The 26,218-nt window shown below is 39.5% G+C and carries 27 protein-coding genes; 13 read left to right on the top strand and 14 right to left on the bottom strand.

Annotation, left to right across the window (positions count from 1 at the left end; all coding sequences use genetic code 11):
• Window positions 1–170: 170 nt before the first annotated feature.
• Window positions 171–1,658, bottom strand: coding sequence for an aminotransferase class I/II-fold pyridoxal phosphate-dependent enzyme (locus ACFFRD_RS18650; protein ID WP_392482683.1), 1,488 nt, complete (start codon window positions 1,656–1,658; stop codon window positions 171–173).
• Between the two features lie 280 nt (window positions 1,659–1,938).
• On the opposite strand from ACFFRD_RS18650, the gene ACFFRD_RS18645 reads away from it, so the two are divergent.
• Window positions 1,939–2,646, top strand: a complete 708-nt coding sequence (locus tag ACFFRD_RS18645; protein ID WP_392482682.1) for a M15 family metallopeptidase — start codon at window positions 1,939–1,941, stop codon at window positions 2,644–2,646.
• A 227-nt stretch (window positions 2,647–2,873) separates the two neighbouring features.
• Here ACFFRD_RS18645 and ACFFRD_RS18640 read toward each other — a convergent pair whose 3' ends face one another.
• Window positions 2,874–3,347, bottom strand: a complete 474-nt coding sequence (locus ACFFRD_RS18640) for a TspO/MBR family protein (protein WP_179071876.1) — start codon at window positions 3,345–3,347, stop codon at window positions 2,874–2,876.
• 90 nt (window positions 3,348–3,437) lie between these two features.
• The gene (locus ACFFRD_RS18635; protein WP_114084734.1) at window positions 3,438–3,911 is read right to left on the bottom strand and encodes a TspO/MBR family protein; all 474 of its coding nucleotides are present in this window, start codon (window positions 3,909–3,911) and stop codon (window positions 3,438–3,440) included.
• A 289-nt stretch (window positions 3,912–4,200) separates the two neighbouring features.
• Between ACFFRD_RS18635 and ACFFRD_RS18630 the strand changes: the two genes are divergently transcribed.
• A complete protein-coding gene (locus tag ACFFRD_RS18630; protein ID WP_392482681.1) occupies window positions 4,201–4,770 on the top strand; it encodes a DUF3611 family protein in 570 nt (189 codons plus the stop codon).
• 834 nt (window positions 4,771–5,604) lie between these two features.
• Here the strand turns inward: ACFFRD_RS18630 and ACFFRD_RS18625 are convergent.
• Both ACFFRD_RS18625 and era read right to left on the bottom strand, forming a co-directional pair.
• Window positions 5,605–6,282, bottom strand: a complete 678-nt coding sequence (locus ACFFRD_RS18625) for a response regulator transcription factor (RefSeq protein WP_114084732.1) — start codon at window positions 6,280–6,282, stop codon at window positions 5,605–5,607.
• Between the two features lie 196 nt (window positions 6,283–6,478).
• A complete protein-coding gene (era, locus tag ACFFRD_RS18620) occupies window positions 6,479–7,453 on the bottom strand; it encodes a GTPase Era (RefSeq protein WP_114084731.1) in 975 nt (324 codons plus the stop codon).
• 281 nt (window positions 7,454–7,734) lie between these two features.
• Here era and ACFFRD_RS18615 point away from each other — a divergent pair, with 281 nt between their 5' ends.
• Complete coding sequence (locus tag ACFFRD_RS18615; RefSeq protein ID WP_114084730.1) at window positions 7,735–8,817, top strand: ATP-dependent 6-phosphofructokinase; 1,083 nt, start codon at window positions 7,735–7,737, stop codon at window positions 8,815–8,817.
• 118 nt (window positions 8,818–8,935) lie between these two features.
• On the opposite strand, the gene ACFFRD_RS18610 is transcribed toward ACFFRD_RS18615, so the two are convergent.
• From ACFFRD_RS18610 to ACFFRD_RS18580, 7 genes are all read right to left on the bottom strand, one after another.
• Window positions 8,936–10,063, bottom strand: a complete 1,128-nt coding sequence (locus ACFFRD_RS18610; protein ID WP_392482680.1) for a succinylglutamate desuccinylase/aspartoacylase family protein — start codon at window positions 10,061–10,063, stop codon at window positions 8,936–8,938.
• A 283-nt stretch (window positions 10,064–10,346) separates the two neighbouring features.
• Complete coding sequence (locus ACFFRD_RS18605) at window positions 10,347–10,985, bottom strand: histidine phosphatase family protein (protein WP_392482679.1); 639 nt, start codon at window positions 10,983–10,985, stop codon at window positions 10,347–10,349.
• A gap of 258 nt (window positions 10,986–11,243) precedes the next feature.
• Window positions 11,244–11,930, bottom strand: a complete 687-nt coding sequence (locus ACFFRD_RS18600) for a PEP-CTERM sorting domain-containing protein (protein ID WP_392482678.1) — start codon at window positions 11,928–11,930, stop codon at window positions 11,244–11,246.
• Window positions 11,931–12,406: 476 nt separating this feature from the next.
• Window positions 12,407–12,928: a hypothetical protein gene (locus ACFFRD_RS18595; protein ID WP_163927012.1), complete on the bottom strand. Its 522-nt coding sequence runs from the start codon at window positions 12,926–12,928 to the stop codon at window positions 12,407–12,409.
• A 101-nt stretch (window positions 12,929–13,029) separates the two neighbouring features.
• A complete protein-coding gene (locus ACFFRD_RS18590; RefSeq protein ID WP_392482677.1) occupies window positions 13,030–13,473 on the bottom strand; it encodes a hypothetical protein in 444 nt (147 codons plus the stop codon).
• A 332-nt stretch (window positions 13,474–13,805) separates the two neighbouring features.
• Window positions 13,806–13,988, bottom strand: coding sequence for a CsbD family protein (locus ACFFRD_RS18585; protein ID WP_069070399.1), 183 nt, complete (start codon window positions 13,986–13,988; stop codon window positions 13,806–13,808).
• Between the two features lie 349 nt (window positions 13,989–14,337).
• On the bottom strand, window positions 14,338–14,802 hold the full coding sequence (locus tag ACFFRD_RS18580) for a hypothetical protein (protein WP_392482676.1): 465 nt from the start codon (window positions 14,800–14,802) through the stop codon (window positions 14,338–14,340).
• Between the two features lie 254 nt (window positions 14,803–15,056).
• On the opposite strand from ACFFRD_RS18580, the gene uvrB reads away from it, so the two are divergent.
• The 6 genes from uvrB to ACFFRD_RS18550 all read left to right on the top strand — a co-directional run bounded on the left by uvrB (window position 15,057) and on the right by ACFFRD_RS18550 (window position 20,960).
• A complete protein-coding gene (uvrB, locus tag ACFFRD_RS18575; protein ID WP_392482675.1) occupies window positions 15,057–17,054 on the top strand; it encodes an excinuclease ABC subunit UvrB in 1,998 nt (665 codons plus the stop codon).
• Between the two features lie 10 nt (window positions 17,055–17,064).
• Window positions 17,065–17,625, top strand: coding sequence for a Uma2 family endonuclease (locus tag ACFFRD_RS18570; protein WP_392482674.1), 561 nt, complete (start codon window positions 17,065–17,067; stop codon window positions 17,623–17,625).
• Window positions 17,626–18,003: 378 nt separating this feature from the next.
• Window positions 18,004–18,342: a sigma factor-like helix-turn-helix DNA-binding protein gene (locus ACFFRD_RS18565; RefSeq protein WP_392482673.1), complete on the top strand. Its 339-nt coding sequence runs from the start codon at window positions 18,004–18,006 to the stop codon at window positions 18,340–18,342.
• Complete coding sequence (locus ACFFRD_RS18560) at window positions 18,290–20,137, top strand: hypothetical protein (RefSeq protein WP_392482672.1); 1,848 nt, start codon at window positions 18,290–18,292, stop codon at window positions 20,135–20,137. Before ACFFRD_RS18565 ends, ACFFRD_RS18560 begins: the two co-directional genes overlap by 53 nt.
• Before the next feature lie 152 nt (window positions 20,138–20,289).
• Complete coding sequence (locus tag ACFFRD_RS18555) at window positions 20,290–20,520, top strand: DUF2281 domain-containing protein (RefSeq protein WP_392482671.1); 231 nt, start codon at window positions 20,290–20,292, stop codon at window positions 20,518–20,520.
• On the top strand, window positions 20,517–20,960 hold the full coding sequence (locus ACFFRD_RS18550) for a type II toxin-antitoxin system VapC family toxin (protein WP_392482670.1): 444 nt from the start codon (window positions 20,517–20,519) through the stop codon (window positions 20,958–20,960). Before ACFFRD_RS18555 ends, ACFFRD_RS18550 begins: the two co-directional genes overlap by 4 nt.
• Here the strand turns inward: ACFFRD_RS18550 and ACFFRD_RS18545 are convergent.
• Window positions 20,897–22,141, bottom strand: a complete 1,245-nt coding sequence (locus ACFFRD_RS18545) for an ISL3 family transposase (RefSeq protein ID WP_392483105.1) — start codon at window positions 22,139–22,141, stop codon at window positions 20,897–20,899. The two genes, ACFFRD_RS18550 and ACFFRD_RS18545, sit on opposite strands and share 64 nt — an antisense overlap.
• Before the next feature lie 258 nt (window positions 22,142–22,399).
• Here ACFFRD_RS18545 and ACFFRD_RS18540 point away from each other — a divergent pair, with 258 nt between their 5' ends.
• Both ACFFRD_RS18540 and ACFFRD_RS18535 read left to right on the top strand, forming a co-directional pair.
• A complete protein-coding gene (locus ACFFRD_RS18540) occupies window positions 22,400–23,002 on the top strand; it encodes a Uma2 family endonuclease (RefSeq protein WP_392482669.1) in 603 nt (200 codons plus the stop codon).
• 132 nt (window positions 23,003–23,134) lie between these two features.
• On the top strand, window positions 23,135–23,731 hold the full coding sequence (locus ACFFRD_RS18535; protein WP_392482668.1) for a hypothetical protein: 597 nt from the start codon (window positions 23,135–23,137) through the stop codon (window positions 23,729–23,731).
• Between the two features lie 3 nt (window positions 23,732–23,734).
• Here ACFFRD_RS18535 and ACFFRD_RS18530 read toward each other — a convergent pair whose 3' ends face one another.
• A complete protein-coding gene (locus ACFFRD_RS18530) occupies window positions 23,735–24,355 on the bottom strand; it encodes a tetratricopeptide repeat protein (RefSeq protein WP_392482666.1) in 621 nt (206 codons plus the stop codon).
• A 152-nt stretch (window positions 24,356–24,507) separates the two neighbouring features.
• Between ACFFRD_RS18530 and ACFFRD_RS18525 the strand changes: the two genes are divergently transcribed.
• Both ACFFRD_RS18525 and ACFFRD_RS18520 read left to right on the top strand, forming a co-directional pair.
• Window positions 24,508–25,296 (top strand): SDR family oxidoreductase, encoded by a 789-nt coding sequence (locus ACFFRD_RS18525; RefSeq protein WP_392482665.1) that lies wholly within the window; start codon window positions 24,508–24,510, stop codon window positions 25,294–25,296.
• Window positions 25,297–25,390: 94 nt separating this feature from the next.
• A complete protein-coding gene (locus ACFFRD_RS18520; protein ID WP_392482664.1) occupies window positions 25,391–26,110 on the top strand; it encodes a rhomboid family intramembrane serine protease in 720 nt (239 codons plus the stop codon).
• The last annotated feature ends 108 nt before the right edge of the window (window positions 26,111–26,218 follow it).

Raw genomic sequence — 26,218 nt, 5'->3', positions numbered from 1 at the left:
TATACAAATCTCAATAAAGTCTATCCTTATTGTAGAAGCTAGAGAGCAAGGAAATAACAGATGAGCGAAAATCTCTAAACAAGTTCGCGTCATGCGCTATGCTGTCAAAAACTTCTGATTATTTCAGACAAGTTGCTTGATTGCGTTTGTGGCGAATTAACATTAGGACGTTATTTCACAACTTTCAAAGTTTTGAGGCTAGAGTCATTGCAACCACTGATAAATCCCCCCATTGCTTGGATTTGTTGCATGTAATCAAGGACGGGTTTGGTGATGATTTCTCCCGGCATTAACACAGGAATTCCTGGGGGATAGGGACAGATAATTTCGGCACAGATGCGATCGCTTGTTTGTGCTAAAGGCAATGTTTCACTGACAGCAAAAAAGGCTTCACGGGGAGAAGAATGTAAAGTATATTCCTGTGTAGTTAAAAGATTTTGCCCATTAGGATTTGTAACATTCAAGTTGGTTCGGCGATATTCTTGAGCAAGAGTGGTAAAACCTTGCACTAATTGCTTGATATCGGCTGGGGTGTTGCCCAAACTAATGATAAAGGTGATATGTTGCAGTGAAGCGAATTCAGCAGTGACAGCAAATTTTTCATCTAGAATTTCATCTGCTTCAAATCCGGTTAAGCCTAAACCAGAAACAGTTACAGTTAAGCGCGTTTCATCTAAAGCCATAAAGCCAGGAGATCCCCCCAACCCCCCTTGATAAGGGGGGCTAAGAATCTGTAAGACAGATAATCCAGGAATTTGACTGATTTTTGTTCTAGCTTCATTGGCAAGTTGCAATGTGCGAGACATCAGCATTTTTCCGTGGAGTGCCATTTGCTGACGCGCTGCATCTAAAGAAGCTAAAAGTAAATAACTAGGACTGGTAGATTGTACTAGTTGCAAAGCTTTATTGATGCGATCGCAATCTATCCTATTACCTTGGATATGCAGCATCGATGCCTGTGTCATTGCACCAAGTACTTTATGGATGGATTGTACAGTTAAATCTGCACCTGCGGCTAAAGCTGGAGTGGGTAATTCGGGATGAAAGGCAAAGTGTGCGCCGTGTGCCTCATCTACGAGTAAAGGAATATTGTATTGATGGGTAATATTGGCGATCGCACTCAAATTTCCACAAACGCCGTAATATGTTGGATAAACTGTCAAAACTGCTTTAGCATCGGGATGTTGTTGGAGTGCAGATTCTACAGCATTGGGCGTGATGCTGTGGGCAATATCTAAAACTGGATCGTATTCAGGATTGAGAAAAATTGGTATTGCACCAGAGAGAATTAAACCAGCGATCGCAGAAGAATGCACGTTGCGAGGCAAAATGATTTTATCGCCTGTACCACAGGTAGCAAGAATTGCTGCTTCAATTCCACAGGTAGAACCGTTGACAAGAAACCATGTTTGCGAAGCGCCAAAAGCTTGTGCTGCTAGTTGTTGCGCTGCTTGAATAACGCCTTGGGGTGCAAAGAGATTATCTAAATCTGCTAATTCGGTTAAATCAGCGCGAAATATAGCCTTACCAAGTAAATCAGCCAAGGGTTGAGAAATTCCCTTACCTAGTTTATGTCCTGGGGTGTAAAAAGGTGCATGAGGTCTTGCTGCATTGGCTTTTAACGCATCTAATAATGGTGTTTGGTTTTGATTGAGCATTTTGGAGACACAAACCGCAAGGACACAAAGGAAACAGCACAATATTCAAGTAGAGTTTAATCTTATATAGAAATCCGCTTTGATTTTTAAACTTACTTGCGTGGGAAGGCAAGAGGCAATAGGCAATAGGAAAGAAGGCTTTTTGAGTTGTACGAGGTTTTTCAAAAATCAAATATGAGTTTTAGCCCCCTTTTTAAGGGGGTTGGGGGATCTCTTCTGCGTAAGTCCTAAGAATGTTATGCTTGCGTTGAAATCCGTAATTTTTTGTGTGGCTGACTAGATGAGACCTTATCATCAAATCCCAATTTTCGAGTGTGGTGAACCGCTAATCAAGATTCCTTTAGAATTGTTTGCGGTGGAATCTCCTCATCCTTATGAAAAATTAGGTGCGCCCTATGGCGAACACTCTCCTTATTATCTCCGTCAAAGCGTTATTAAAAATTTGATCCAAGCGCAAAATTATCTTGAATTGCTGCATCCTAACTGGCATATTCAAATCTTTGATGCTTATCGCCCGATCGTAGTTCAGCAGTTTATGGTAGATTACAGCTTCACTCAAGCAGTTCAGGATAGGAAATTAACTAACGTGGAGTTATCCCCAAACCAACGTCAAGAAGTTTGGGAAGCGGTTTATGCAATTTGGGCTGCACCAAGTTTGGATGAAAAAACTCCGCCTCCTCACAGTACAGGTGCGGCGGTGGATGTGACGCTAGTAGATAATATTGGGCAAATAGTAAGTATGGGTTCGCCAATTGATGAAATGTCAGAGCGATCGCATCCCGATTATTATGCCAATAATGACGACCCAGAAGCACAAAAGTATCATGCTTACCGCCAGCTATTGCAAGATGTAATGTTAAAAGCAGGGTTTCAACGCAATCCCAGAGAGTGGTGGCATTTTTCTGTTGGCGATCAAATGTGGGCTTGGCTGAATAATCAATCCAATCCAGCCAATCCTGTCACAGCACGTTATGGCCGTATTGCATAGATGCGTTATCACAAAAGAATTCAGGAGTCAGAATTCAGAATACCCTTTCAGGGAAGCAAGCTACAGAATTGAATTGGAGTCTGACTGGCGGACTTACTCACATCTAACACTGAATAAATGGTGAAACTAAATGTTAAATCTTTCTTGCGGAATCCATAAGGAATAAATAAGCGTTCATCCCACACTTTCTTTTTCTGACTACTGAATTCAGACTACTGAATACTTCTTCAAGCATCTTGAGGATTTAACTCTCTCAACTCGTCGGTGGTGTAAGTACCAATAGGAGTCCAAATTAGATAGGGAAGGAGTAACAGCGCCGCTATTAGAGAAATCGGCAAAACGCAGATTGCGAGGACAACGCCTGAAATCAAACCAACTAGCCCAAGAATTTCCCCAGCTTTGAGACTGCGAAACCTCAGCATTATAGGTATGTAGGCAACGGTGATAATTTCCACCAAAAGGTACAAAGCCATTATTAACCAAGTAATTGGGCTTCCGGGATTTTTTTCCCAGACAATATAAGCTGAAGCTGCACCGCAAATAAAAATCACAGTCCAGATGAGTGGAATCAGTGGTTCAAAAACTAGCCAGCGAGGGCGACTTAACAGTGCAAACCATTTAACATCACGTGGCGTAATCAAGAAACTACCAAGGGCGATGAAAAAAGTTACAGCCCCAATTATTAGCCAAGATGGAATCATAATGACCTCAAGCTTTGTGTATTTTGTCAAGTTATACACTGCAAGTTTGACAATTTAGGGCATAGCTTTAATCATTCGTTGGTGCGAATTTTAGGCATCTTGAGGATTGAGACTGATCATCTGCCAAGTGGTATAAGTACCAATGGGACTCCACAACAAATAAGGAACTAGTAGCAATGCTGCCCAACCAGAAATACCTAAGATCGCAAGTATCAATAAAGCACTAATGATAAAACCTGTGCCTCCAAGAACTGTACCGACTTTCAGACTGCGAAGCCTAAACATTACAGGCGTATAAGCGATAGTAATTATTTCTAACAGCAGATATAAACCCATGATTAACCAGGTTGAGGTGCTTCCTGGATCTTTTTCCCAGATAATATAAGCCGACCAAGCACCGCAAATAAATATTACAGTCCAGATAATTGGAATCGCGCCCTCAAAAGTTAGCCATCTTGGTCGTTGTAAGCGCTTGAACCATTGGCGATCGCTAGGCGTAATCACGTTAGCGGCTAAAGCAACCAAGAAAGCCACGCCCCCAATCACCATCCAAGATTTAATCATGCCCGTTAGTCCTTTACAAGCGCTATCTATCGCTTAATATCACTCTTTATAGTGTGATTTTGTCAATTTAATTGCTAATTCTTCATCGTCCCTGAGTTTGAAACCTTGACATCGTTTGGCTGGACTTTAAATTATGGCATTGCGAAGAGGCAGAAGGGAAAGAGGTAATTTTTCTTCCCCTTGGCCCCTGCCTTATTTATTCCCCAGGATGTTGTGATTATGTCTAAAGATGGGGGTATGGCGCGAACCGAGGCAATATTCTTGGCAGTAGGGGATGAAGGTAATTTTTATGCAAACAGAATCAGAAATGCGAGCGCTACCAGCAGAAACTAGAGGAATTGGTAATACTATTCGCCTTACAGGTTGGATTTCTTTTTGGCTGCAATTGGCAATTGGAGTGGTTTCTGTCTTAGCTTTGTTGTTTGCCTTAACTGGTCGTGAATTTGTTCAAAAACAGAATGCTGGTCTTGGAATTGGTATATTTTGGGCTGTCTGCGGAATTGTACTATTGTTATTCAGTCTCTATTGGAACTTTCGTTACACTCTCATAGGCAAAGCTTTAGAAAATTCCAATCCAGCTTTGCATCCCACTAAGCCAAATACAACTAAAATCCTTCGACTGGGGATAATTGTGGGTTTAGTAGGAATATTATTAACTCTCTTAGGTGCTGGTTCAACCGTGTTCGTCCTAGTGGCAAAATCTATATCCCAACCTCCAGGAGTGGCAATCACCAACCCCTATAACATTATTCGACCGATGGACGTTTTTGTGGTTGTGGCAGACATCACTGGGATTGCTGCTCACTTTGTGGGTACTGTTGCTTCGTTATGGTTGCTTGAACGAGTGCATCAACATTAGTACCGCTATGCGTAATTCGTCAGATGAGTCTTTGATACTCGTGAACGAGTCTTTGAATTCCATGAGCCTTGAACCCAAAAATGATAAGTTTAGACTGACTTATCCCATGTCTTTAGGTTAGTTCTAATTATTCTAATTTTTACCTAAAGATTCAGCTTCAAGGCAGTTTCTTGTAACTTATGACAGTTACTTTAAATCATCCTGATGGGTCAAAGTATATATACTTAATAACTGAGGTTCAAAGCATGGACTCAACAGGTAAGGTTCAAACTGTGGACATGTCCTGGTCTCTTCCACTGCCGTTGAAAGAGTATGCAATGAGCCGAGTAACTGTCTACTTTTATAGCGACAGATGGGTTCCAATTAAATATTGTTCTTTGGAAAAGGCAATTTTGCTTCACCAGAAGGCAAACTTAGAAGGCAAGGAAATTTTATTATTTCCTACTAATCTAGACCCCAATCAATTCTCAAACTCTTTTAACTAAAATGCATTGAGGTAGACTATTTTTCAAAAATTTTGGCAACAAATGAATCGGCTAGAAAGGCGTACATAAGTACGCCTTTACTTTTAAATGGGATTAAAAGTCGGGCAGACTTGAAAGCCAAAGATGCGTAAGTCTCGATCAAGTCTTAAGCTAACGCGCCTACATATTGCAATATTTTCCCTGTAGACCGTCATTAGTCATTAGTCATTGTTTACCAAGGACAAAGGACAATCTCACCAGTTGATGTGCAATCTTATTTGCGTAACAGCTTAACTCAAGTGTATTGTGCTACGGGCTGCGTGGAGAATGATGATTTACTGGGATAATTCGAATGTGCGGCTTGCAGAAATCAAACTAACCCAGAACGCAGTGCCACAACTGCTGCTTGCACGCGATCGTCTACTGCTAATTTATTCATAATTCCCCGGACGTGGGTTTTGATGGTGTTGGGACTGAGATAGAGTTTTTCAGCAATCTCTGGGTTACTCAACCCGTCTACCATGAGTTTCAACACTTCTAACTCGCGCCCAGATAAGTTTGCGTTGTTGCTGGTAGGTGTAGGTGGTTTGAGATTATCAATTACTCGCCGCGCAATTTGGGGATCGAGATAGGCTGCGCCATCAACTGCGGCTGCGATCGCACTTAACAATCGTTCCACACTTGCACCTTTGATGCAATACGCATCTGCACCGCTAGATAGTGCGGCAATAATTTCTGTCTCCGTTTGATGAGATGTCAGCATCACTACATGAGTTGCTGGCAACGCCGCCTTAATTTGCTGTGTCGCTGCAATGCCATCCAATCGCGGCAATCCAATATCCATAACCACCAAATCGGGTTTGAGTTGCAGTGCGGCTTGAACTCCCAAATAACCATCTTCTGCTTGTCCAACTATCTCCAACTGAGGATGAGCCATTAATGATTGCTCTAATCCCAATTGCATCATCGGATCGTCTTCGACAATTAACACCCGCAACGGCGGAGCATTGGCTGGTAAATTTAAGGGATAGCGAGTATCTAAAGACATTATTTATTAAGAGTCATTTGTCATTTGTCCTTTGTCCTTTGTCATTTGTCATTTGTCATTTGCCTTTTTAACCAATACAACTCTTGGAGAGGCTGCGCCCTAAGCGTAGCTATGCCGCAGGCTTTCCGACTACGCGGTAGTTAAGCGCAGTCGAAACTCAGTACAAGTGACCAATGACTAATGACCAATGACTAATTTATTCTTCCACGCGATAGCCTAACTCTGCTAGACTAATCCGCGACTGTCGCCATTTTGGTTGGACTTTGACAAACAATTCCAGGTAAACTTTACCAGCGATTAACTTTTGGATTTGTTCGCGGGCTTCACTACCAATTGCTTTAAGCATCGCTCCGCCTTTGCCAATGAGTATACCTTTTTGAGAATCACGCTCAACGTTGATGGTAGCAAGTACACGAGTGATGCTGGGAGTTTCTTCTACTAAGTCAATAGCGATCGCTACTGAATGGGGTACTTCTTCACGAGTCAATAGTAAAATTTGTTCTCGGATTAATTCACCCATAATAAAGCGTTCTGGCTGGTCAGTTACCAAATCTGGCGGGTAGTATAACGGCCCAATTTCTAAATGTTCAATTAATAACTCTTGAAGTTGCGGTAATCCTGCACTCGTCTTGGCAGAAAATTTCACGATTTCCCATTCATGTGACTGGGCCATCTGAGCGTAACTATCATCTAAATACTGAGAATCGTCCGGTTGTTGGTCACTTTTGTTCACGCCCAGAATCACCGGCGTTTTGCTACGACTGAGCAATTCAGCAATATAGCGATCGCCCGATCCACAAGCCACTGCTCCATCTACCACAAATAGGACTACATCTACCGATTCAATGGCAATTTTGGCATTTTGCACCAATACTTCGCCCAATTGATGATGGGGCTTATGAATTCCTGGCGTATCTACAAAAATTAACTGCGCCTCTGGCGTAGTTAATATACCGCGCAAACGGTTACGTGTAGTTTGTGCTATCGGTGAGGTAATGGCAATTTTTTGTCCTACTAATTGATTCATCAAAGTAGATTTACCGACATTTGGACGACCAACAATGCCGATAAAACCTGATTTGAAATCAGGAGGAGCCTGTGGGATTGTTACTTCTCCTGAAAAAGAGAAGTTGTAATTATCAATACTAGTCACCTTTGGCTCCACCCTCATATTTTACAGCTGGGATAACTTTGTTTTTTCTTAGACACAAAACAAGCATAAAATTCCCCTGGCATTTTTAGGGATTGCTTTTGCCGAGGTTTAATCTACTACTGGCTCTACACCTATATTTTACAGCTAAGATAACTTTGTTTTGTTTTTAGATACAAAACAAACATAAAATTACTTTGGCATTACAAGGAGCGCATTAACTTAGGTTTAATCTGTTGCTAATTTTGGCTTAAGTTTCATCGACTACTCAATATATCTGGATCAAAATGTCAATAAAAAATATGGAAGAACCCAAACGCATTGGAATTCTTACCAGTGGAGGTGATTGTTCTGGCTTAAATGCTGTGATTAGGGCTGTAGTGAATTGTGCTGTGGATACTTACGGCTGGGAAGTTTTGGGAATTCGTCAAGCGACTCTAGGATTAATGGCACGTCCACAACAATTCACAAAACTGGAAGTTGATCAAGTTGACTCGCTATTAACTGCGGGTGGCACAATGTTGGGGACAACCAATAAAGGCGATCCCTTTGCTTTTCCAATGGCGGATGGAAGTTTATGCGATCGCTCCGAAGAAATCATTGCAGGTTATCATGAGCTAGGTTTAGACGCTTTGATTGGTATTGGCGGCGATGGTAGTTTGGCAATTCTCCGTCGCCTCGCCCAACAAGGCGGTATTAATCTAGTAGGTATTCCCAAAACAATTGATAACGATATTGGTGTTACTGAACACGCTATCGGTTTTGATACAGCAGTCAATATTGCCACAGAAGCATTAGATAGGTTGCATTTTACTGCTGCAAGTCATAGCCGAGTCATGATTTTAGAAGTGATGGGGCGTGATGCCGGACACATAGCAATAGCTGCGGGAATTGCGGGGGGAGCAAATGTAATTTTAATTCCAGAAATCCCTTACACCGTTGAGCATATTTGCCACAAAATCAAAGAACGCCAAGAGAAAGGCAAAAACTATTGTTTGATAATTGTTTCTGAAGCGGTTCGTACCCACGATGGGGAAAATGTGACGATTACAAATCGCTTAGGTCAATCTCGATACGGTGGAATTGGCGAGTATTTAGCAGATAAAATTATTGAACATATTGGTGTAGAAACACGAGTCACAGTTTTAGGACACATTCAACGGGGTGGAACTGCTTCACCACTAGATAGATTAGTTGCAACAGCCTTTGGCGTAGCGGCGGTTAATCTCATTGCCGAAGGTAAATACGATCGCATGGTGACATGGCAAAATCGCCAAGTATTAAGTGTACCAATTACCGAAGCGATCGCTCAATATAGCGCTGTAGATCCCAATGGTACTTTGGTTAAAACCGCTCGTGGTATGGGTATTTATTTAGGCGACTGAATTGAGTGCTGAGTGCTGTTAGCGGTAGCGGGGCGTTTAGCCCGTGCTGAGTGAGGAGTGAGGAGTGAGGAGTTAAAAAACTCTAAACTCCCAATAACAAATGACAAATGACAAATGACTAACTAATAATTCCTAATACAAACTCGCCTTCATTCACAGCCTGATTAGTTGCGACATCATAAACTAATCCATTATGTTGAGCGCAGACATCAATGACAGTAGGTAGTTGACCTTCTTTATTAAAACTAAGAATTTGATACAGCTTTTCTCCAGTTTTGACTTTGCTACCTAATGCTATTCTCGATTGAATCATGCCACCTGCGATCGCATAATATTTTTTCCGGTTGCTGCTAGATGCAAAAGTCATATCATGGGTTTTTGTGTCATCTGATAAATTAGAAACTTCTAATACACCTTTTTGCGCTAAATAGTTTTTCACACCCTGTATACCTTTGGCGACTGAATCAGAATTCATTTGCATTCCTGAGCCTAATTCCAGTGTCCAAGCTTCCACATCAAACTTGATTTCTCTACCAAACTCTTTAAAACAAGCTTCCAGTGCTAACCAAGGTTTGATAAAAGCTTCATCAAAAGCATCACCATCATATTTATTAAGTAAGATTCCGAAATCGAGTAGAAAGTATTTTGCACTGTCTTCTCGATTTTGGAAGTAATAAATATAGTCTAATGCTTGATTTGTAGAACTGTGTAAATCAATTAAGTAGTCTGCATCTAAACTCAGGTTTTGTAGCTTGTAGGCAAAAAGCTCAGTGTAGGGAACACCATTATAAGAATTAATTTTTTCTAAAATTTTCGCAAAGTTTTGCTTAATTATAGTTAGATAATTTTGTCGAACGACCTCTAGATCACTATGAAGTTGAGATTTAGTAAAAGCTACTAAATCATCAGCTTCTTTCTCATAGTCCCAAAATATGCGATTCCAGTCTTTGGCTTCATAAACGCAATATCGCCCAGGAGAAAAATGTTGAGCGCGTTCATTCGTCCCCATCGGATTACAAACGGGAACCAGCCAGATTTCTCCAGTTAAATCTGTATCATTTATTGTTAATAAAAACTCAATTAGCTGGTGAATAACGGCATTACCAGCAATTTCTGCACCGTGCAGATTAGATTGAATGTATACCTTTTTACCAGGTTTAGCGCCGACGAATTTGTATAATTGTAAGGATAGGCGATCGCCCGAAGCCATTTGACGTAATACAATGCTTTCAATAACTGGCAGCATGAAACAACTCGGTGATGATTTGAGTAAATTATCGCTGTATCTGTACTGAATTAAAATAGGACTTACGCAAATTATCTCTCAAACTCTGATTTCTCCGTGCCCTCTGTGCCTCTGTAGTAGCCTGCGGCAAGCCACTTCTCTACGAGACGCTACGCGAACGTGTCTACGTTATTCCGTAACTCGTGCGTAAGTCCGATAAAACTCTAACCCAATAGTGAGGCAGAGTAAGTTAAAAATAATATTATTGTACAGACGCGATTAATCGCCTCTCTCCTAACTCCTCTCATGAACCCGGTAAATTTCGCAACTGCTCATCTAAATGACTATGGTCTGCCAAAACCTTTAAGAGCGGCCCATGTGAGCTAAATTCTACAATACTGACCGAAGCAACAGGGCATCCCAAACGAAAACGGAAGCGTCCCACATCAATCCCCAGCAAACTACACAGAAGAATTCTGATGGTTGCCTTGTGTGAAACAACTAAAATATTACCACTACTGTAATTTTGTTTAATTTCTTCAATTACCTGCAAGGCGCGAGAAGCAATTGTAACTGCCATTTCTCCACCAGTTGGAGCATTCCAAGCGGGATCTGCTGACCAGCGAATATAATCATCGTGATATTCACGGCTAATTACTTCTGGCGTTTTTCCCTCCCACTTACCATAGTTTATTTCCTTTAAACCATCTCTGAGTTGTGGTTCTATATTTATTGCTTCACATAAAGGTTTTGCTGTCAATACAGTTCGTTGCATTGGACTACAAAATATTGCTGTCCAATTCATAGAACTATATGCGTCAGCAAAAGCCTTTGCCATCTCCAGACCTTCAGGAGTAAGTTCTGAATTTATTGAACCGCAAAAGGAATTATTGCGACTGCATTCTGTTTGTCCGTGACGGAGAAAATAAAGAGTTAGGCTCACGGTATACTCTCATCGATTGTAAATTTAAGAGCGCTAACAATCAGATGTAGCTGAAGATAGTTAATGCCTGTAGTATATTACTACAATTTTTTGAGATTTGAAATAGTTTTCAGGACAGAGTTGCAGCAGCTATGCCCGTCTTAGAGATTGCTAAATCCATTAAACATAATGATAAAAATGGAGTTAAAATTTCATAACTCCACACTTAATACACTCTTTTTATCTGAATGCAATTATCTATTGGTTGAGTTTGTTAGCCTAAACTTTACTAGTGGCTTTTTGTTGCCACTTTTGTTTGCGGCTCAAAGCTATACCAAAACTAGTGACTGTCAATAAACCCAAAATAGTTGTAGGTTCGGGAACGGTCTTAGAATTATAGGTGAAGTTATCTAAAACAATTTGTGTGCCACCACCTCCATATCCTGCATCAATGCCACCAGAGGAGGTAAATTTTAAACTGTCAATGTCAAGAAAGTCAAAGTTAAACTGGGTAGGGGATGTAGTATCTACGGTTACTGTCGTTGCATACTTAGTTATTCCATCTGAGAAGCCCTCTACTAGAATATCTAAGCCATTGCTCCAAGCGGCTGTGAGATAAACACTGTTGAAGTCAAACTGGCCACCGTCAATACTTACACTACTTACCGTGCCAGGATCACCAAATGAATTGTAAGCAACATTTGGTGATGAAACTGTTCCAAAGGTATAACCAGATGGGTTAATTTGGTAGTTTGGAGTAGTAAGATAATAAAAGTTATCCCAATTCAATCCGCCATAGCCGTTTGGAATTTGATTGCCGTCAAATTCGCTAGTCACATTAAGATCGTCAAACGTCAAAACAAGCCCTTGCGCCTCTCCTGTACTCAGTGTTCCTACTGCAACAGCACTAAATACTGCTATGCTGCAAACCTTCAGCAACTCTTTTGTGACAGCTAATATGGTCATTAAACTAATTCCTGTGAAAAGGTAAGTGGTTAATGCTTGCGAGAACTCAATCAAAGAACACACAACTGACAAATAATTGCTCACCCTGTGGCAATTAAAAACAGCTATCAATATAACTTCAGTGTTAAATATCGCTTGCGTATTCGATATGCTAAGAATAATTACTTGTTTTCCGCAAATTCCACAGTGAATATAGCTGAACAAAAAAACATTTTCAACAAATCATTACCTAGATTTATGAAAACTTTAAGATATATTTTTTGATAAAAATCTTTTAAAAAGCAGTTAAAAGCAAGAAATAATCTAGTTGTTATTCACCTAAATCAAAAAAATATATAAGATTTATGTGAATTTTATTTAGCTAAAAATAATTTTTTCGTATTCTTAAATACATATTTTTTTGTTGAGAAGAAGCAAAAAATAAAGGTGAGCTATGCTCACCTGACTTTGTTACTTATACACTCAAAATTCAGAAATTACTTGCGACTACCCAACCACTTAGCCGCTGCAATGCCAAGAATACCTGCCACTACAGGATTACTGAGAAACTTGATAATCCCTGGTTGCTCTGCCAGCACTTCGCGGAAAATATCGGGGTGGTTATGATATGCGAAAGACGCGAGTTTGCTAACATCATCAGCAGTCATGCGGCTGGCGTGGTGTGTAGAAAGCCCCAACTGTTGCTCTAGATGCTTCTCGTCAAGCTTTCTTTCCTTCAAGTGTTTGAAAAAGGCTCTTGCAACATCATCCCGTTCATTGGGTTTAATTTGTGCGATCGCATTCTGTAATTCTGGCTCCATCTGGCTGGTTGGAATCCGATCTGGATGTAAAGATCGACCAAATAACTGCCGACGTTGATCTGGTGTTGTCCGTTGAGCGAAATCATCAAAATTTTGATATTCCGCCGTTGATTCGGCTGTAGTATCATCTAAAGATTCAACATCACCCTGAGCCAAATCTTTCATTATTTGACGTTTATACTGTTCGCTACTTGCCACTTTACTTATCTCCTTTTTTCGTCAAATTATTTTGATGGCTGGTATTTCCAAGCCATAACTCTAAATCCCAATTCATCAAGTTTTCATTGCAAATACAGCAATTAGCTATACTTAACTTGATTAGTCTGAACATCATACTCAGTAGTCAAAATCAATTTCTTATCAGGCGCATAAACCAAAACCTTTAAGTCTTGATTGGGAAAGTTCTTCCGAAAACCTTGAACTAAGGATTTTGCTAGTGGTCGCACTTCGTTAGGACTAACTTTAGGGGAAATCACAACACCTAGTTTGTTGTTATCACGAACATAAGCGTCCTGAAGCAATCCTTGAGATGTTTGCACAACCCAGCTACCAAATGTTTGTCCGCCTGGAGTATTGCCTCGCTCCAACTCTGCATAAGTTACATCTCGACCAATTGCTGAGGGAGTTGTTGGGCGGTCAACTTGTGACACACTACCACCACCACCACAAGCGGTAGTTATCATCAATACTCCAATTAAAAGGAAAGTCGCCAATATTTTGCGACTTTGTTGAAACAGAATCATTTTTTTACCTCCTGAAAAAACACTTTAAACAACAGATAGAATAAGTTGTACGTTCAAAGTAATTGCTTACATTTAGATGACATTTATAAAATCGGAATTTATAGAGGTTATTCCTCTGAATTAATAAAATTACTTTGTAATGCAGAGGAGTAATAAATTACGCCTCTGCAAAAGTTATGCAAATCAAGCTAGCCCTTTATCTTTTCATGCTTGCTAAGATGAGAAGAAAGGTACACAGCATTGAATGAATCTTGAACACTTCACATTTTCTTGCAAAAATGGAATCCACCCCATTGATATCCCTAGAGTTTCTGCAAAAAAATTATGAATTGTTAGTCAATATTTTTCTTCACATTATCTTTTACGTCTTCAATCCCGTGACGGACTTCGCTTTCAGCTTGTTTTGCTTTACCTTTGGCTTTATCTTCTGGATCTCCAGTGATATTTCCTAATGCTTCTTGGGCCTTACCTTCAACATTTTTAGCAGCAGCTTTAGCGCGATCTTCAATACTCATTTTGTACTCCTGATTTTGTAAAAAATTCTTTTCAAAGCTATAACTAACTTTGAAATATTTTGTGATTACTTTTACACAGTAGCTTAAAGTTTTTGCTCAAGCCTTCCACCACAAGACATATTAAAAAAATCGTAATTCGTAATGCTTAACTCGTAATTAACAAAGGTAGTTGTAGTAAGCGTTCTGGCTGTTGACTGAATGTAAATTAAAGCAATAACAGTTTAGTTACCTATGCTAAAAGACATAGAACAAGGGGGAATATCGTAATTTCTACTTTTGACTATTTAAATAAAAAACCCAGATTCATATAGAAACTGGGTTAATAAAGTTATGGGGATATTTCTTTTGTCTAATCTAGAAAACCCATCAGAGTTTCAGAATTATCAATCTCATTTGGTGCTATCGGACGGTTCCCAAATGATGAATAGCCGTCAGAAATTACCAATGAACTTGAGGCAATTGGACGAATACCAGAGAGATTTATACTTTCAACAACTTGGAATGTATTAGCACCAATCGGACGAATACCCATTGAGTTATAGGTTTCAACTACTTCCAAGGTACTGATGCTAACGGGACGCACCCCAGCAATTGAGAGGTGTTCAGCAACTTCTAAGTCGCTAGCGCCTATAGGACGAATTCCAGAAATTGCGAGTGTTCCAGAAGCTCCCACTGGCAGTTCATTAACTTCCTCGACTTTATCAGCATTCAAGCTCTGGTCTAGTTTATTTTCAACATCCTCTGTTGTTTCCCCTGAAGACTTGGCATTGTTTTGCCGAGAACTGATTGCTTTGCCAGCGCTGCTAATAGCCATAAACGAAGACCTCTGGTTTGTTAATTGAATTTTACAATAATTAAGGAAAGATGAAATTTTTTTCCCATATACTTTAGAGTTTAACCTTAAAAAACCTCACATAGATATAAGAATCTTTAAAACTGATACATAAGTAAATTTGAATTAATAAGTTTTGTAAAAATTTATTACTATTTATTTAACCTTATAAGCCAGCTAGAATGGATACAGGGCGGAATCGTCACCATGAGATAGGGTATTTTCAGCAAAATTGTATGACAGAATTTTGTCTTCAAGCTCCCTTTAGTCCCACAGGCGATCAACCACAAGCGATCGCACAACTTACTGCTAGTATCCAATCAGGTAATCGCTACCAAACTTTACTAGGAGCCACTGGAACTGGCAAGACATTTTCGGTAGCAGCAGTTATTGAGAAAATTGGCAAGCCAACCTTAGTTTTGGCGCATAACAAAACCTTGGCTGCACAGCTTTGTAACGAGTTGCGGGATTTCTTCCCCAACAACGCAGTCGAGTACTTTGTCAGCTACTACGATTATTATCAGCCAGAAGCGTATATTCCCGTTACCGACACTTATATTGAAAAAACGGCAGCGATTAATGATGAAATTGATATGTTGCGGCATTCAGCGACGCGATCGCTGTTTGAACGTCGTGATGTCATTGTCGTTGCTTCCATCAGTTGCATCTACGGTTTGGGAATGCCAGCAGAATATCTGAAAGCTGCCATCCCTCTCCAAATAGGTATGGAAGTAAATCAACGCCAAATTTTACGGGATTTGGCAAATGTTCAATATAGCCGCAACGACATCGAAATGGGCCGAGGAAAATTTCGTGTCCGTGGTGATGTCTTAGAAATTGGCCCAGCCTATGAAGACCGAATTATCCGCGTCGAATTTTTTGGTGATGAAATTGATGCGATTCGCTATATTGACCCGGTGACAGGGGAAATTCTCACAAGCTTGGAAGCAGTGAATGTTTACCCGGCGCGTCACTTTGTCACCCCAGAAGAACGCTTAGAAGGAGCTTGTCACGACATCGCCGCCGAGTTGAAACAGCAAAAACTAGACTTAGAACAAGCTGGGAAACTATTAGAAGCGCAACGCATAGATCAACGTACACGTTATGACCTAGAAATGCTGCGCGAAGTAGGTTACTGCAACGGTGTCGAGAACTATTCACGTCACTTAGCAGGAAGACAAGCTGGAGAATCACCAGAATGTTTAATTGATTATTTTCCCAAAGATTGGCTATTAATTATTGATGAATCTCACGTAACCGTGCCCCAAATTCGCGGTATGTATAACGGCGATCAAGCGAGAAAAAAAGTTTTAATCGAACATGGATTTCGGCTTCCTAGCGCTGCTGATAACCGTCCTTTGAAAGCAGAAGAATTTTGGCAAAAGGTTAATCAGTGTATTTTTGTTTCCGCAACTCCCGGAACTTGGGAATTAGAAATTTCAGAAGATAATGTAATTGAGCAAGTGATTCGACCAACTGGGGTAGTTGATCCAGAAATTTCTGTGCGTCCTACAGAAGGACAAATTGATGATTTGTTAGGCGAAATTAAAGATAGAGCTGACCGCCATGAACGAGTGTTAATTACCACATTAACCAAGCGGATGGCGGAAGATTTAACCGAATATTTGCAAGACCGCAGTATAAGGGTAAGGTATTTACATTCCGAGATTACTTCTATTGAGCGCATTGAGATTTTGCAGAACTTGCGCGAAGGGAAATTTGATGTTTTGGTTGGCGTAAATTTGCTGCGGGAAGGCTTGGATTTACCCGAAGTTTCCTTAGTAGCAATCATGGATGCAGATAAAGAAGGTTTTTTGCGAACCGAGCGTTCCTTAATTCAAACTATTGGTAGAGCCGCGCGTCACGTCCAGGGACAAGCGATTTTGTATGCCGATAATATGACAGGTAGCATGATTAAAGCTATTGATGAAACAGATAGACGGCGTGGTATTCAAACGGCACATAATCGACTGCATGGGATTACACCGCAACCAATTGTCAAAAAATCAAGTAATGCGATTTTGGCTTTTTTAGATGTATCTCGGCGGTTAAATGCAACTGACTTGAAAGTTGTAGATGAACATATAGATGAATTGCCATTAGAACAGATTCCAGGGTTGATTACTCTGTTAGAAGCACAGATGAAAGAGGCGGCGAAAAAACTGGAATTTGAAGAGGCAGGTAAATTGCGCGATCGCATTAAACATTTGCGGGATAAAATGCTAGGACGTTAACGTGAATCTTATGCTGACCAATATTCGCCTAATTAGTGTTCAAGAATATCACCAAATGGCGGAAATGGGGATTTTTCATCCTGAAGAACGCTTAGAATTAATCGCGGGACAAATTATCAGAATGTCAGCAAAAGGTACTGCTCACGAATCAGCAATTACCCGCACAGAAAGGTTATTACGTCAATGTTTGGGTGACAAAGTTTTATTAAGAATCCAGTCACCAGTGCAACTTGATGATTACTCGGAACCAGAACCAGATATTTCAGTAGTGAAACTGAATCCATTAGATTACGAGGATCACTATCCCAATGCTTCCGAAGTGTTTTTACTGATTGAAATAGCTGATTCCAGTCTCAAATACGATCGAGAAGTAAAAGCGAACGCTTATGCTAAATCAGGGATTATTGAGTACTGGATTTTAGATGTGAATGGACGCAAGTTGTATATGTATCGTCTCCCCAGTCCAGACGGATACCACAGTGAGAGCATACTTGCAGAGGATGTGACAATTTCACCTTTAGCTTTTGGTGATTGTGCGATCGCTATTCGAGAATTGTTGCGAAAAGTTTAAATAATTCGTAATTTGTAATAACGCTTGTAGACTCGCTAACGTTTTTCTATTTGGTAAGAATAGTGCTTAAGTCGGGTAACACTTGTACTTGTTCAAGTAGTTTCTTTAGGCGTTGTTCCATTAGCATACTTATGCTGTGCTCGGTTTTCGGTGGAGATGGTCATTTCATAGGTTATCTGTTGGTAGCCAGTGTCAAGCTCTCCAGAGCTACTGGTAGAGCAGTAATTTTAAGAATTCTTGCGTTAAAGTTCACCGAGAAGTGTTTAGTGCCGGAATTGATCACTGCTATGTTTTGAACCATCAGCTATCATGGATAGACTCAATGTAGATGACCCAGTAGCAGCAATTTGTAAAACCATTTTGGACTAACAAAGCAGTATGAACCAAGAGGATTCGGTTAAAGCTAGTAATCTTGAAGAGATATTTCAACCAACTGTTTCACCACTTAACCTGCTCGAACAACTGCTATCTATTACAGAAAGCTTTATCAATGCAACTTGTAAATCTCAAGCAGCAAGAGACTTAGACATTATTAAAAAGCGGTTTGGACTCAACCATGAAAATGTCTATAGCCTCGAAGAAATTGGTATTTACTATGGCATCACTAGAGAAAGAGTTAGACAGGTTGAGTTTAAGATAATTAGCAAGCTTACTGAATTAATGTATGGCTCCAGTAAGAGCGAAAAAGTTCAAGCTTCAAGAAAATTTGGTACATGAATATAAGCAAGTAAAGAATAGCTTACTTGATCTTGACTACATTTTGGCTGAAGAAGATATAAGAAAGTTTTTCCAAGATAGATATGGGATTAGTAAAGAAACTGAGTCATTTTGCTCACTGAATTTTTTAATGGAGTTGTTTAGCTATTGTCCAATCTCAGCCAATATTAACGGATATCGTGGGTCGACTAGATTGGCTTGGTGCTTGAAAGAGCAGTTTAATAAAGCCGATGTTGAAAAAGTCTTTAGTTATTTTAATACTTTACTGGATAAGCCGGAGAGGTTTAAGTTTTTTGATATTGTCATTTCACTTAATAAAGCGAAAGATCATCGATTAGACAAAGACTTTATAAAAATGCTTCTAAAGCTATGTGTTGAAATCGAAAAGGTAGGAAATGAGGAAGATACTTATCAAGTCAAGTTTGAATGCCTGCCTAGTGTGGGAGAGAGAGCATTTAGAGTTCTTCAGGAAAATGGGAATCCTTTGCATTTCTCAGAAATTGCCAAAATTATAAATCATGCAGAACTCAATTTAGGCAAAGGAAAACGGATTACAGTAACTAATCTCAAAAATCAGCTAATAGCAGATAGTAGGTTTAAACCAATTGGAAGAAGTGGAATATGGTCTCTTTCTGACTGGGACAATGTAGCTACTAAAACTATTACTCAAATTATGGAAGATAGCTTCCATGAGGGTGGGAAGGCTCTTTCAGTGAAAGAAGTGTATCAATATGTTATTGCAAGAAGACCTGATGCCTCATTCAAATCAGTTAGTGTATATCTAAGTAATACAGATGTTTTTGTGAGGGTAGATCAAAATCAATATGCTCTTGTAGTTTGGGGATTGAAACCACTCGATAAATCAATAAGAAGAACTGCTGACGAAGTATCTAGTCTAATTAATACAGCATTAAAAGAAATATTTATAGATAAAAATTCTATTCCCTTTGCCGATCTGATTCGTCTTGTCCAAGAGAAGACTAAGCTGGCTGAAATTACTATTAGGAAGAGGATAAGGCACTCTCAAAATTTTGATTTCAAGCAAGAAGAGACTTCTAAAAGTTATACGGTTTACTGTCTTAACAGAGATTTTGAGCAAGCAAGTTTACATCTAGAAGTTGGAAAGGAGTTGCTCAGAGATAAAATTAAGAACGAAATTATTTCTATACTTCAAGCTCATCCTAATAAGCCTATTACTAAAGGTGATCTGTATTTTCAAGTCAGGAAGGAAGTTGAGTGCTTACGCCCTACTTTCTATAGATACCTTAGTAATATGAAGGATATCAAGCAATATACAGAGAATGGTAAAAGCTATTGCTTGTTTAAGTACCAAGAACAACAAAACTCAGTTAATATAGACTCAGCCTTACTTACAAATTGCTCAGATTTAGAATTATTAAATCGACTAAAACGAGCTATTAATAAACTCAATGTTGACGAGGTTGACTTGGGACTATTTGAGCTAGGACGGATTTTTGAAAATGAATTAAAAGATTATTTGGTTGTTGCCAAGCAGCATTCTGTAATTCAAATATATCGAAAGGATCTTGAAAAATTAGTCTCTATGATTGACTGTGTAGTTAGAGAAAATGTGGTTTCCAAAGGATACTACTTACATATCCTTAGAGAGGAGCGAAATGAGCGTGTTCATGGAAAGATTCCAAACCTAGATGAAAGAAAAACTATTTTGAACAAAGCTCATTATGTAGCCGATTTGTACATCCAAAATATTATATTTTTCAACGCTCAGAAAAACAGAATTTTGGCAACAGAAACAAATGCTTCTACCGCATAGGCGCAGCATAACAACCCTACTGGAGCGGGCTGTTGACAATAAATAGTTGTGCCGCAAAGCGATCGCTCACAGCTATAAAGGTTAATGTGGTGTGAAATCTCTTCTGGAAATTCCCATAAAATTACAAGCACGAGAAACTATCAGGAGAAATTATGGCTATTGATGCAGAATTTTTACAAACACTAGATCAAATGCCAGAGCCACTTAAACAAGAACTCTTGCATTATGCCAAATATTTAGTTGAGAATTATTCAAAGGCTGTTTCCCAGGAAAGTTTACTACAAAAAAAGCATCGTTCTGGCATCTTAAAAGGAACTTTTGTTTTACCTTTGCGTGATGACTTTGATGAACCTCTCGAAGTTTTTAAGAAATATATGGAATGAGTGGTTTCCTTTTAGATACTCATGCTTTTATCTGGTTAACTGAAAATAACTTCAGCCTTCCAGATAATCTGAGGATGATGATCAATAGCGCAGATATCGTTTATCTCAGCATCGCTAGTCTTTGGGAAATTGCCATCAAGTTGAACCTTGGCAAATTATCGCTTCAACAGAGCTATGAAACAATAGGTTCTGCGATCGACGCTTCAGATATCCTCATAATTCCGATATCTTTTGCCGATACAGTTCAAGTTCTGAATCTCCCGCTACATCATGGCGATCCATTTGACCGGATGTTGATTGCACAGGCTATCAATCACTCCTTAATATTCGCAGGGATAAAAAATTCGGGTTCTTCAGTACTTGTTATGCTAAACTATCAATTAAAATGCCAGCTTAATAAGCATCTTACTCGGAAGTTTTCAAAATTTCTAAACCCATAAGCCGAGCGCTTAATTAGTTTGAGTTTGTTATTGATACCTTCAACGACACCACTAGTCGTTCTATTATCAAAATAAGCGATTATCTCATCAAACCAACGGATAATAGTATTGTTGCTATTGGGAAAATATTGTTTAGCTTTTGAGAGCCAAATACCCAGTTTAAAGACTGCTGTATACCAATTATTAGTCTTATTAAAAATAGTTCTAATTTTCTCTTTGAATTCATGCATTACTTTGAGAATAGAAGATGCCTCTTTTACTTGAATCAGCTTAGTTTTTTGCTCCTCATTCAAATCTGACTCGTTTTTCAGTAGAACGTATTTACTTTTATTAATTCCTGCTAATGTTTTTTCATGTTCTGCCTTTTTTGATGATGTTTTTGCTTTCTTTATTAACTGTTCGACATTCCGCTTTTCTTGTTTCCTCTGGGTATATAATTCCTTGTTTATCTGAACCATAACGTGAAATCTATCTGCAACGACTTGAGCTTTAGGCATTAATTCTGTAACTAAGTTTTTATATCCTTTCCATAAATCTATGCTGACTTCCTCTATTTGTTCTAAAACTTCAGTTCCCCATTCTATAAGGGTTTTCTTGATTACCTCTTGAGTGCGATCGCTTAAAATTGCCAGCAGCTTAGACGTATCTAAATCTACTAATACAGCACAGTAATTTCCCTTTCCTTTCACTAGAGCTATTTCATCAATTCCAAGTCTTTTTAAGTCTTCAGGTTTTAAATCACCGTTATCTTCAGATGCGTCTTTTAACATTCTTTCTATTTCATCTGTTGTCACTATACCAATAGAAGCCACACTACGTATGTCCGATTCTAATACTTCTTGTATTGTTTTATGTGCAAGTCGTTTTGTATAAGTTCTTTTCTTTCTAACAAAATCTAGGTCTTCACTGAAGGGTTTTCTGCATTTTTCACATTTAAATTGTCGCCTATTAATTTCTAAAAAAACAGATTTATCCCCGAATGGTAAATCTTTAACAATGTGTCGATGATTTTGATGCAATTTCTGACTTTTTATGCCACAGTCAGGACAAATACTATATGATTTAATTGATTCAGTTTGTAAAACAATTCCAATCCCCGCATGAAGACGCTGTGATATAACTTTTACATCTTTCAAATCCAGAAGCTCTGTTAGAATTTTAATTCCTCTTTTATTGAGCATATCTGTAAATACACTTAAAAATATTATTGTTATATTTACAGCTAACAATATATATGGTTTCAATGTCAACCATATCAACGACTTTACTCATAACTTTATATACTAATTGACGATTTTTAACTCTGGATCACTAATTATTTAGCATAATAAGTCCTGAAGAACCAAAATTCGATGCTTATTCTGTTCAGAGGATGTGGGAATAGTCATACTAAAAGAGAACGCCCTTTTTTCGCTATCCTAAATTAAGGGATCGTGCCAATGGTTGCTGTACCCGACAACATTTTGATGAGTGCGGAAGAATACCTGATTTGGGAACCTACCCAAGAGCAACGCTACGAGTATTGGGATGGCGAAGTTGTGGCCATGAGCGGTGGTACACGCAACCATAATCGGGTTTGTCTCAATTTCTTTAAGCTCTTAGATGATGCCTTAGCCGATGTCTACGACGGGCTACGCCTACGCACCTGTGAAGTGTACATTGTAGATGTGAAGGTGCAGGTAGAACCGGAGCAAAAGTATTTTTATCCAGATGTGGTGGTGACTTGCAATGAGCGAGATACTGATCCACAATTAGTACAATTTCCCTGCTTAATTATCGAAGTGCTATCACCTTCAACAGAAGCAGCCGATAGGGGGAAAAAATTTGCTAAATATCGCCAATCTCCAAGCTTGCAAGAATATGTCCTAGTACAAGTAGCTCAACCGATTGTAGAAGTGTTTCGGCGCAACGAACAGGGGAAATGGGTGCTATCGGAGTATAATTTGGATGAAATATTACGGCTGGAATCGGTGGATGTAGAAATTGCGATCGCTGATTTGTACCGCCAAGTGCAGTTTGAAACTGAAGCAACCGAAAATTGACATGATACATAGTCAATCTTTGAATTTCATGCTATCTCCACAGATGCTTCGCATACAATGGTGAAAATTCTGAAGAAGTTGTAAATAGTTACACTTCCTGAAAGGCTAATTTTGGATTAAACCAGTTGTCTTATGCAAAGTATTCCATATCAATACCGACTGCTGATTTTGTTTTTGCTGATGGGTTTGGTTGTAGCGGTAGACTACTGGCGTAATCCAACAAAACCGACAAAACTTCAGGAATACTCCTTTTTAATCGTGTCCGGTTTAATCGGTGCTGGGTTTGGTATCCTTAACGATCAGATTACCTGTACTCTCTCACCCGCTTACTTTTATTACTTCAAAAATGTTCCTTATGGTTCTAGTTTTCGCTGGGAAGTCAGTGAGGTTGGATTTCAGGCAGGATTTTTTGCTGGTTTTTTAAGTTACGGCATATTTCTCTTGGTTAATCAGAGACGAAAGTTACCTTTGTCTTATCGTCAATTACTTAAAATGGCGCGGTATCCCATTATTTGGGCAATTCTAGTTGCTCAGATTACAGGATTCATATTTTATTATTTTCAATTTCCCTTCTTTGCCGCTCAGATTACGCCAGCCGTTCAGCCGCCAGAAGTTTCCAGATTTATGTTAGTTTGGGGAATCCATATTGGACTCTACATCGGTGCAATGTTAGGAATTGCGCATGGTATAGCAAACATTCGTCGAAGAGGGACATATCTGTCACTATAAGCACTATATCCACTCTCGTAATTTTTTATGTACCTGGGCTAAATACCACATATAATCATCAATTTTGTAATTATCAGCAGCTTTGACTATATATTCATGAGCCAAATCAACATTATTCTCGACTTCGTAATATAATCCCAAGTAAAGATGACTGTAAAAATTCCCCTTTATCCCTTCTGATTGACCAACAGTTAAAACATCATCTGGTGTACAATCTCCCGCATACAAATCATATACGCGCTGCATAATGCGTCGAGGGTCATTTTTCACAGTTAGTAAAGATTTACGCGCCTCTTCAACACCTAACGAACGAGCTATGCAGAGATATCGCCATACTGTTTCTTCTACATCTTGAGCATTCACTGTCAAATCTATCTCAAATTGTTCAGCGCCCTCAGCAAATCTTTCTGCATAATAATAGGATAACCCACGTTGCCAAAGGTAGGGTTTAATACGGGTATCTAGTTCTTCTGCTATATCAAAATCTTGAATAGATTCATCAATTTTCGCCAGTTGAAAGTTAACCATACCCCGACGAATGTAAGCGTTAGGATTTTCTGGCTGATTGCGAATGGTTTCGTTCCAGCGCTGGAGTTGATTTTCCAGAGAATTTGAAAAAAACATGGGTTTGATCAGCTATTGAATTGGAATCAGATGCAGTAAATGGTTTAGGGATTGCGATCGCCTACATTACTATAAAAAGCGATCGCATTGGGCACTTACAAGATAAACTCTTAAATTGATACCTTAAAAATAAAAAATCCGCAAAATTACAAATGAGTGATGCCTACGGCGGGCTAAGTCTACGCTGGACACTGACAGGAAAGAAAGCACTGGTTACAGGTGCTACCAAAGGTATTGGACTAGCTGTTGCCAATGAGTTCTTATCTCTAGGTGCAGAAGTCATAATTGTGGCACGGAATTCTCAAGATGTTGACCAACAACTAATTATCTGGCGAGAATTAGGATTACCTGCTTATGGAATTACGGCAGATGTTGCAACTGCTGAGGGGCGACAAGCCATTTTTGAGCAGGTTAGCAAAACCTGGGATAAATTAGACATCCTGGTTAATAATGTGGGAACCAATATCAGCAAAAAAGTATTAGACTACACGGCTGCTGAATATCAGTTCATTATCCAGACAAACCAGATATCAATTTTTGAGATGTGCCGTCTATTTTACCCTCTGCTGCAAAATGGGGAAAATAGCAGCATTGTGAATATAAGTTCTGTGGCGGGTTTAGTCTCGAACCGTACAGGCGCTCCTTATGGTATGACTAAAGCGGCTATAAATCAACTGACGCGATCGCTATCAGTTGAATGGGCTGGCGATCATATTAGGGTAAATACCGTAGCACCTTGGGCTATTCGCACTCCTCTAACCGAGTCTGTACTCGATAACCAAGATTTTCTCAAATTAGTTCTGTCCCAAACACCTATGGGAAGAGTTGGTCAACCAGAAGAAGTAGCGGGTTTAGTAGCATTTCTTTGTATGCCTGCGGCATCTTTCATCACTGGACAATGTATCACTGTTGATGGTGGTTTTTTGGCTTTCGGTTTTTAAGTCTCAAAGCCAGATCCATCCACGAGGTAGAAGAAACTACTTACAAAATTCCGTATTGTAGAATTGCTGTCTTAAACTCAGGATAAAAACACCCGTGGTTCCAATTAGCGATAATAATCCCACAAAAATCACGCCTTATGTAACTTATGGGTTGATTGCTGCCAACGTCCTCGCTTTTCTTTATGAAGCAAGTCTTCCCCCACAAGCATTAAATGGGTTTTTACACCTTGCGGCTGTAGTTCCACGAGAACTCACCCTCAGCTTTGGTGGTATCTCCGTACACCAACCAGTCCCAGAATGGGCAACTTTGATTACCTCGCAATTCTTGCATGGTGGTTTCTTGCACTTAGCAGGTAATATGCTGTTCCTCTGGATTTTTGGTAACAACGTTGAAGATAAGTTAGGTCATGCCAAATATTTACTGTTTTATTTATCTTGCGGTGTTTTGGCAGCATTAACACAGTGGTTCTTCGCTCAAGATTCTAGCATTCCATCTTTGGGTGCGAGTGGTGCGATCGCAGGCATTCTCGGAGCGTATATTCTTCGCTTTCCCAACGCTGAAGTTCTCGGCATAGTGCCTTTAGGAATTTTCTTCCCAACTTTCCGTGTCCCGGCATATTTCTTTTTGGGATTCTGGTTTCTCGAACAAGCTTTCTACGGGCTTGCTAGTCTCGAAACACGTACCAATATCGGTATGGAAAGCGGTGGTATTGCTTACTGGGCCCATGCAGGTGGGTTTGTCTTTGGGGCAATTCTCGGCCCTCTGTTAGGTTTGTTTAACGATAAATCACAGGAAGAATCTTGGTATAAGTGATTTTGTTATTGGAACTATCAATCAGACTGATTGATTTAATAGGTGACATTGCCTAAGCTTCGCAACTGCTTGTCTTACAAGCTATATTGCAATTAGCCAATAATTTAG

The sequence above is a fragment of the Nostoc sp. C110 genome (assembly GCF_043099725.1).
Lineage (GTDB): Bacteria > Cyanobacteriota > Cyanobacteriia > Cyanobacteriales > Nostocaceae > Nostoc > Nostoc muscorum_A.
The sequence above is the reverse complement of the archived record's forward strand: the minus strand, read 5'-3'. Positions and strand labels throughout refer to the sequence as shown.

Bases quoted from the DNA above. Each gene is read 5' to 3' on its own strand.
- ACFFRD_RS18545 (WP_392483105.1), bottom strand. From the start codon at position 22,141: ATGCTCAATAAAAGAGGAATTAAAATTCTAACAGAGCTTCTGGATTTG.
- ACFFRD_RS18645 (WP_392482682.1), top strand. From the start codon at position 1,939: ATGAGACCTTATCATCAAATCCCAATTTTCGAGTGTGGTGAACCGCTA.
- ACFFRD_RS18560 (WP_392482672.1), top strand. From the start codon at position 18,290: ATGGCTCCAGTAAGAGCGAAAAAGTTCAAGCTTCAAGAAAATTTGGTA.
- ACFFRD_RS18525 (WP_392482665.1), top strand. From the start codon at position 24,508: ATGAGTGATGCCTACGGCGGGCTAAGTCTACGCTGGACACTGACAGGA.
- ACFFRD_RS18615 (WP_114084730.1), top strand. From the start codon at position 7,735: ATGGAAGAACCCAAACGCATTGGAATTCTTACCAGTGGAGGTGATTGT.
- ACFFRD_RS18600 (WP_392482678.1), bottom strand. From the start codon at position 11,930: ATGACCATATTAGCTGTCACAAAAGAGTTGCTGAAGGTTTGCAGCATA.
- ACFFRD_RS18535 (WP_392482668.1), top strand. From the start codon at position 23,135: ATGCAAAGTATTCCATATCAATACCGACTGCTGATTTTGTTTTTGCTG.
- ACFFRD_RS18585 (WP_069070399.1), bottom strand. From the start codon at position 13,988: ATGAGTATTGAAGATCGCGCTAAAGCTGCTGCTAAAAATGTTGAAGGT.
- ACFFRD_RS18625 (WP_114084732.1), bottom strand. From the start codon at position 6,282: ATGTCTTTAGATACTCGCTATCCCTTAAATTTACCAGCCAATGCTCCG.
- era (WP_114084731.1), bottom strand. From the start codon at position 7,453: ATGAGGGTGGAGCCAAAGGTGACTAGTATTGATAATTACAACTTCTCT.
- ACFFRD_RS18650 (WP_392482683.1), bottom strand. From the start codon at position 1,658: ATGCTCAATCAAAACCAAACACCATTATTAGATGCGTTAAAAGCCAAT.
- ACFFRD_RS18630 (WP_392482681.1), top strand. From the start codon at position 4,201: ATGCAAACAGAATCAGAAATGCGAGCGCTACCAGCAGAAACTAGAGGA.
- ACFFRD_RS18550 (WP_392482670.1), top strand. From the start codon at position 20,517: ATGAGTGGTTTCCTTTTAGATACTCATGCTTTTATCTGGTTAACTGAA.
- ACFFRD_RS18640 (WP_179071876.1), bottom strand. From the start codon at position 3,347: ATGATTCCATCTTGGCTAATAATTGGGGCTGTAACTTTTTTCATCGCC.
- ACFFRD_RS18580 (WP_392482676.1), bottom strand. From the start codon at position 14,802: ATGGCTATTAGCAGCGCTGGCAAAGCAATCAGTTCTCGGCAAAACAAT.
- uvrB (WP_392482675.1), top strand. From the start codon at position 15,057: ATGACAGAATTTTGTCTTCAAGCTCCCTTTAGTCCCACAGGCGATCAA.
- ACFFRD_RS18570 (WP_392482674.1), top strand. From the start codon at position 17,065: ATGCTGACCAATATTCGCCTAATTAGTGTTCAAGAATATCACCAAATG.
- ACFFRD_RS18565 (WP_392482673.1), top strand. From the start codon at position 18,004: ATGAACCAAGAGGATTCGGTTAAAGCTAGTAATCTTGAAGAGATATTT.
- ACFFRD_RS18530 (WP_392482666.1), bottom strand. From the start codon at position 24,355: ATGTTTTTTTCAAATTCTCTGGAAAATCAACTCCAGCGCTGGAACGAA.
- ACFFRD_RS18555 (WP_392482671.1), top strand. From the start codon at position 20,290: ATGGCTATTGATGCAGAATTTTTACAAACACTAGATCAAATGCCAGAG.
- ACFFRD_RS18635 (WP_114084734.1), bottom strand. From the start codon at position 3,911: ATGATTAAATCTTGGATGGTGATTGGGGGCGTGGCTTTCTTGGTTGCT.
- ACFFRD_RS18540 (WP_392482669.1), top strand. From the start codon at position 22,400: ATGGTTGCTGTACCCGACAACATTTTGATGAGTGCGGAAGAATACCTG.
- ACFFRD_RS18610 (WP_392482680.1), bottom strand. From the start codon at position 10,063: ATGCTGCCAGTTATTGAAAGCATTGTATTACGTCAAATGGCTTCGGGC.
- ACFFRD_RS18590 (WP_392482677.1), bottom strand. From the start codon at position 13,473: ATGATTCTGTTTCAACAAAGTCGCAAAATATTGGCGACTTTCCTTTTA.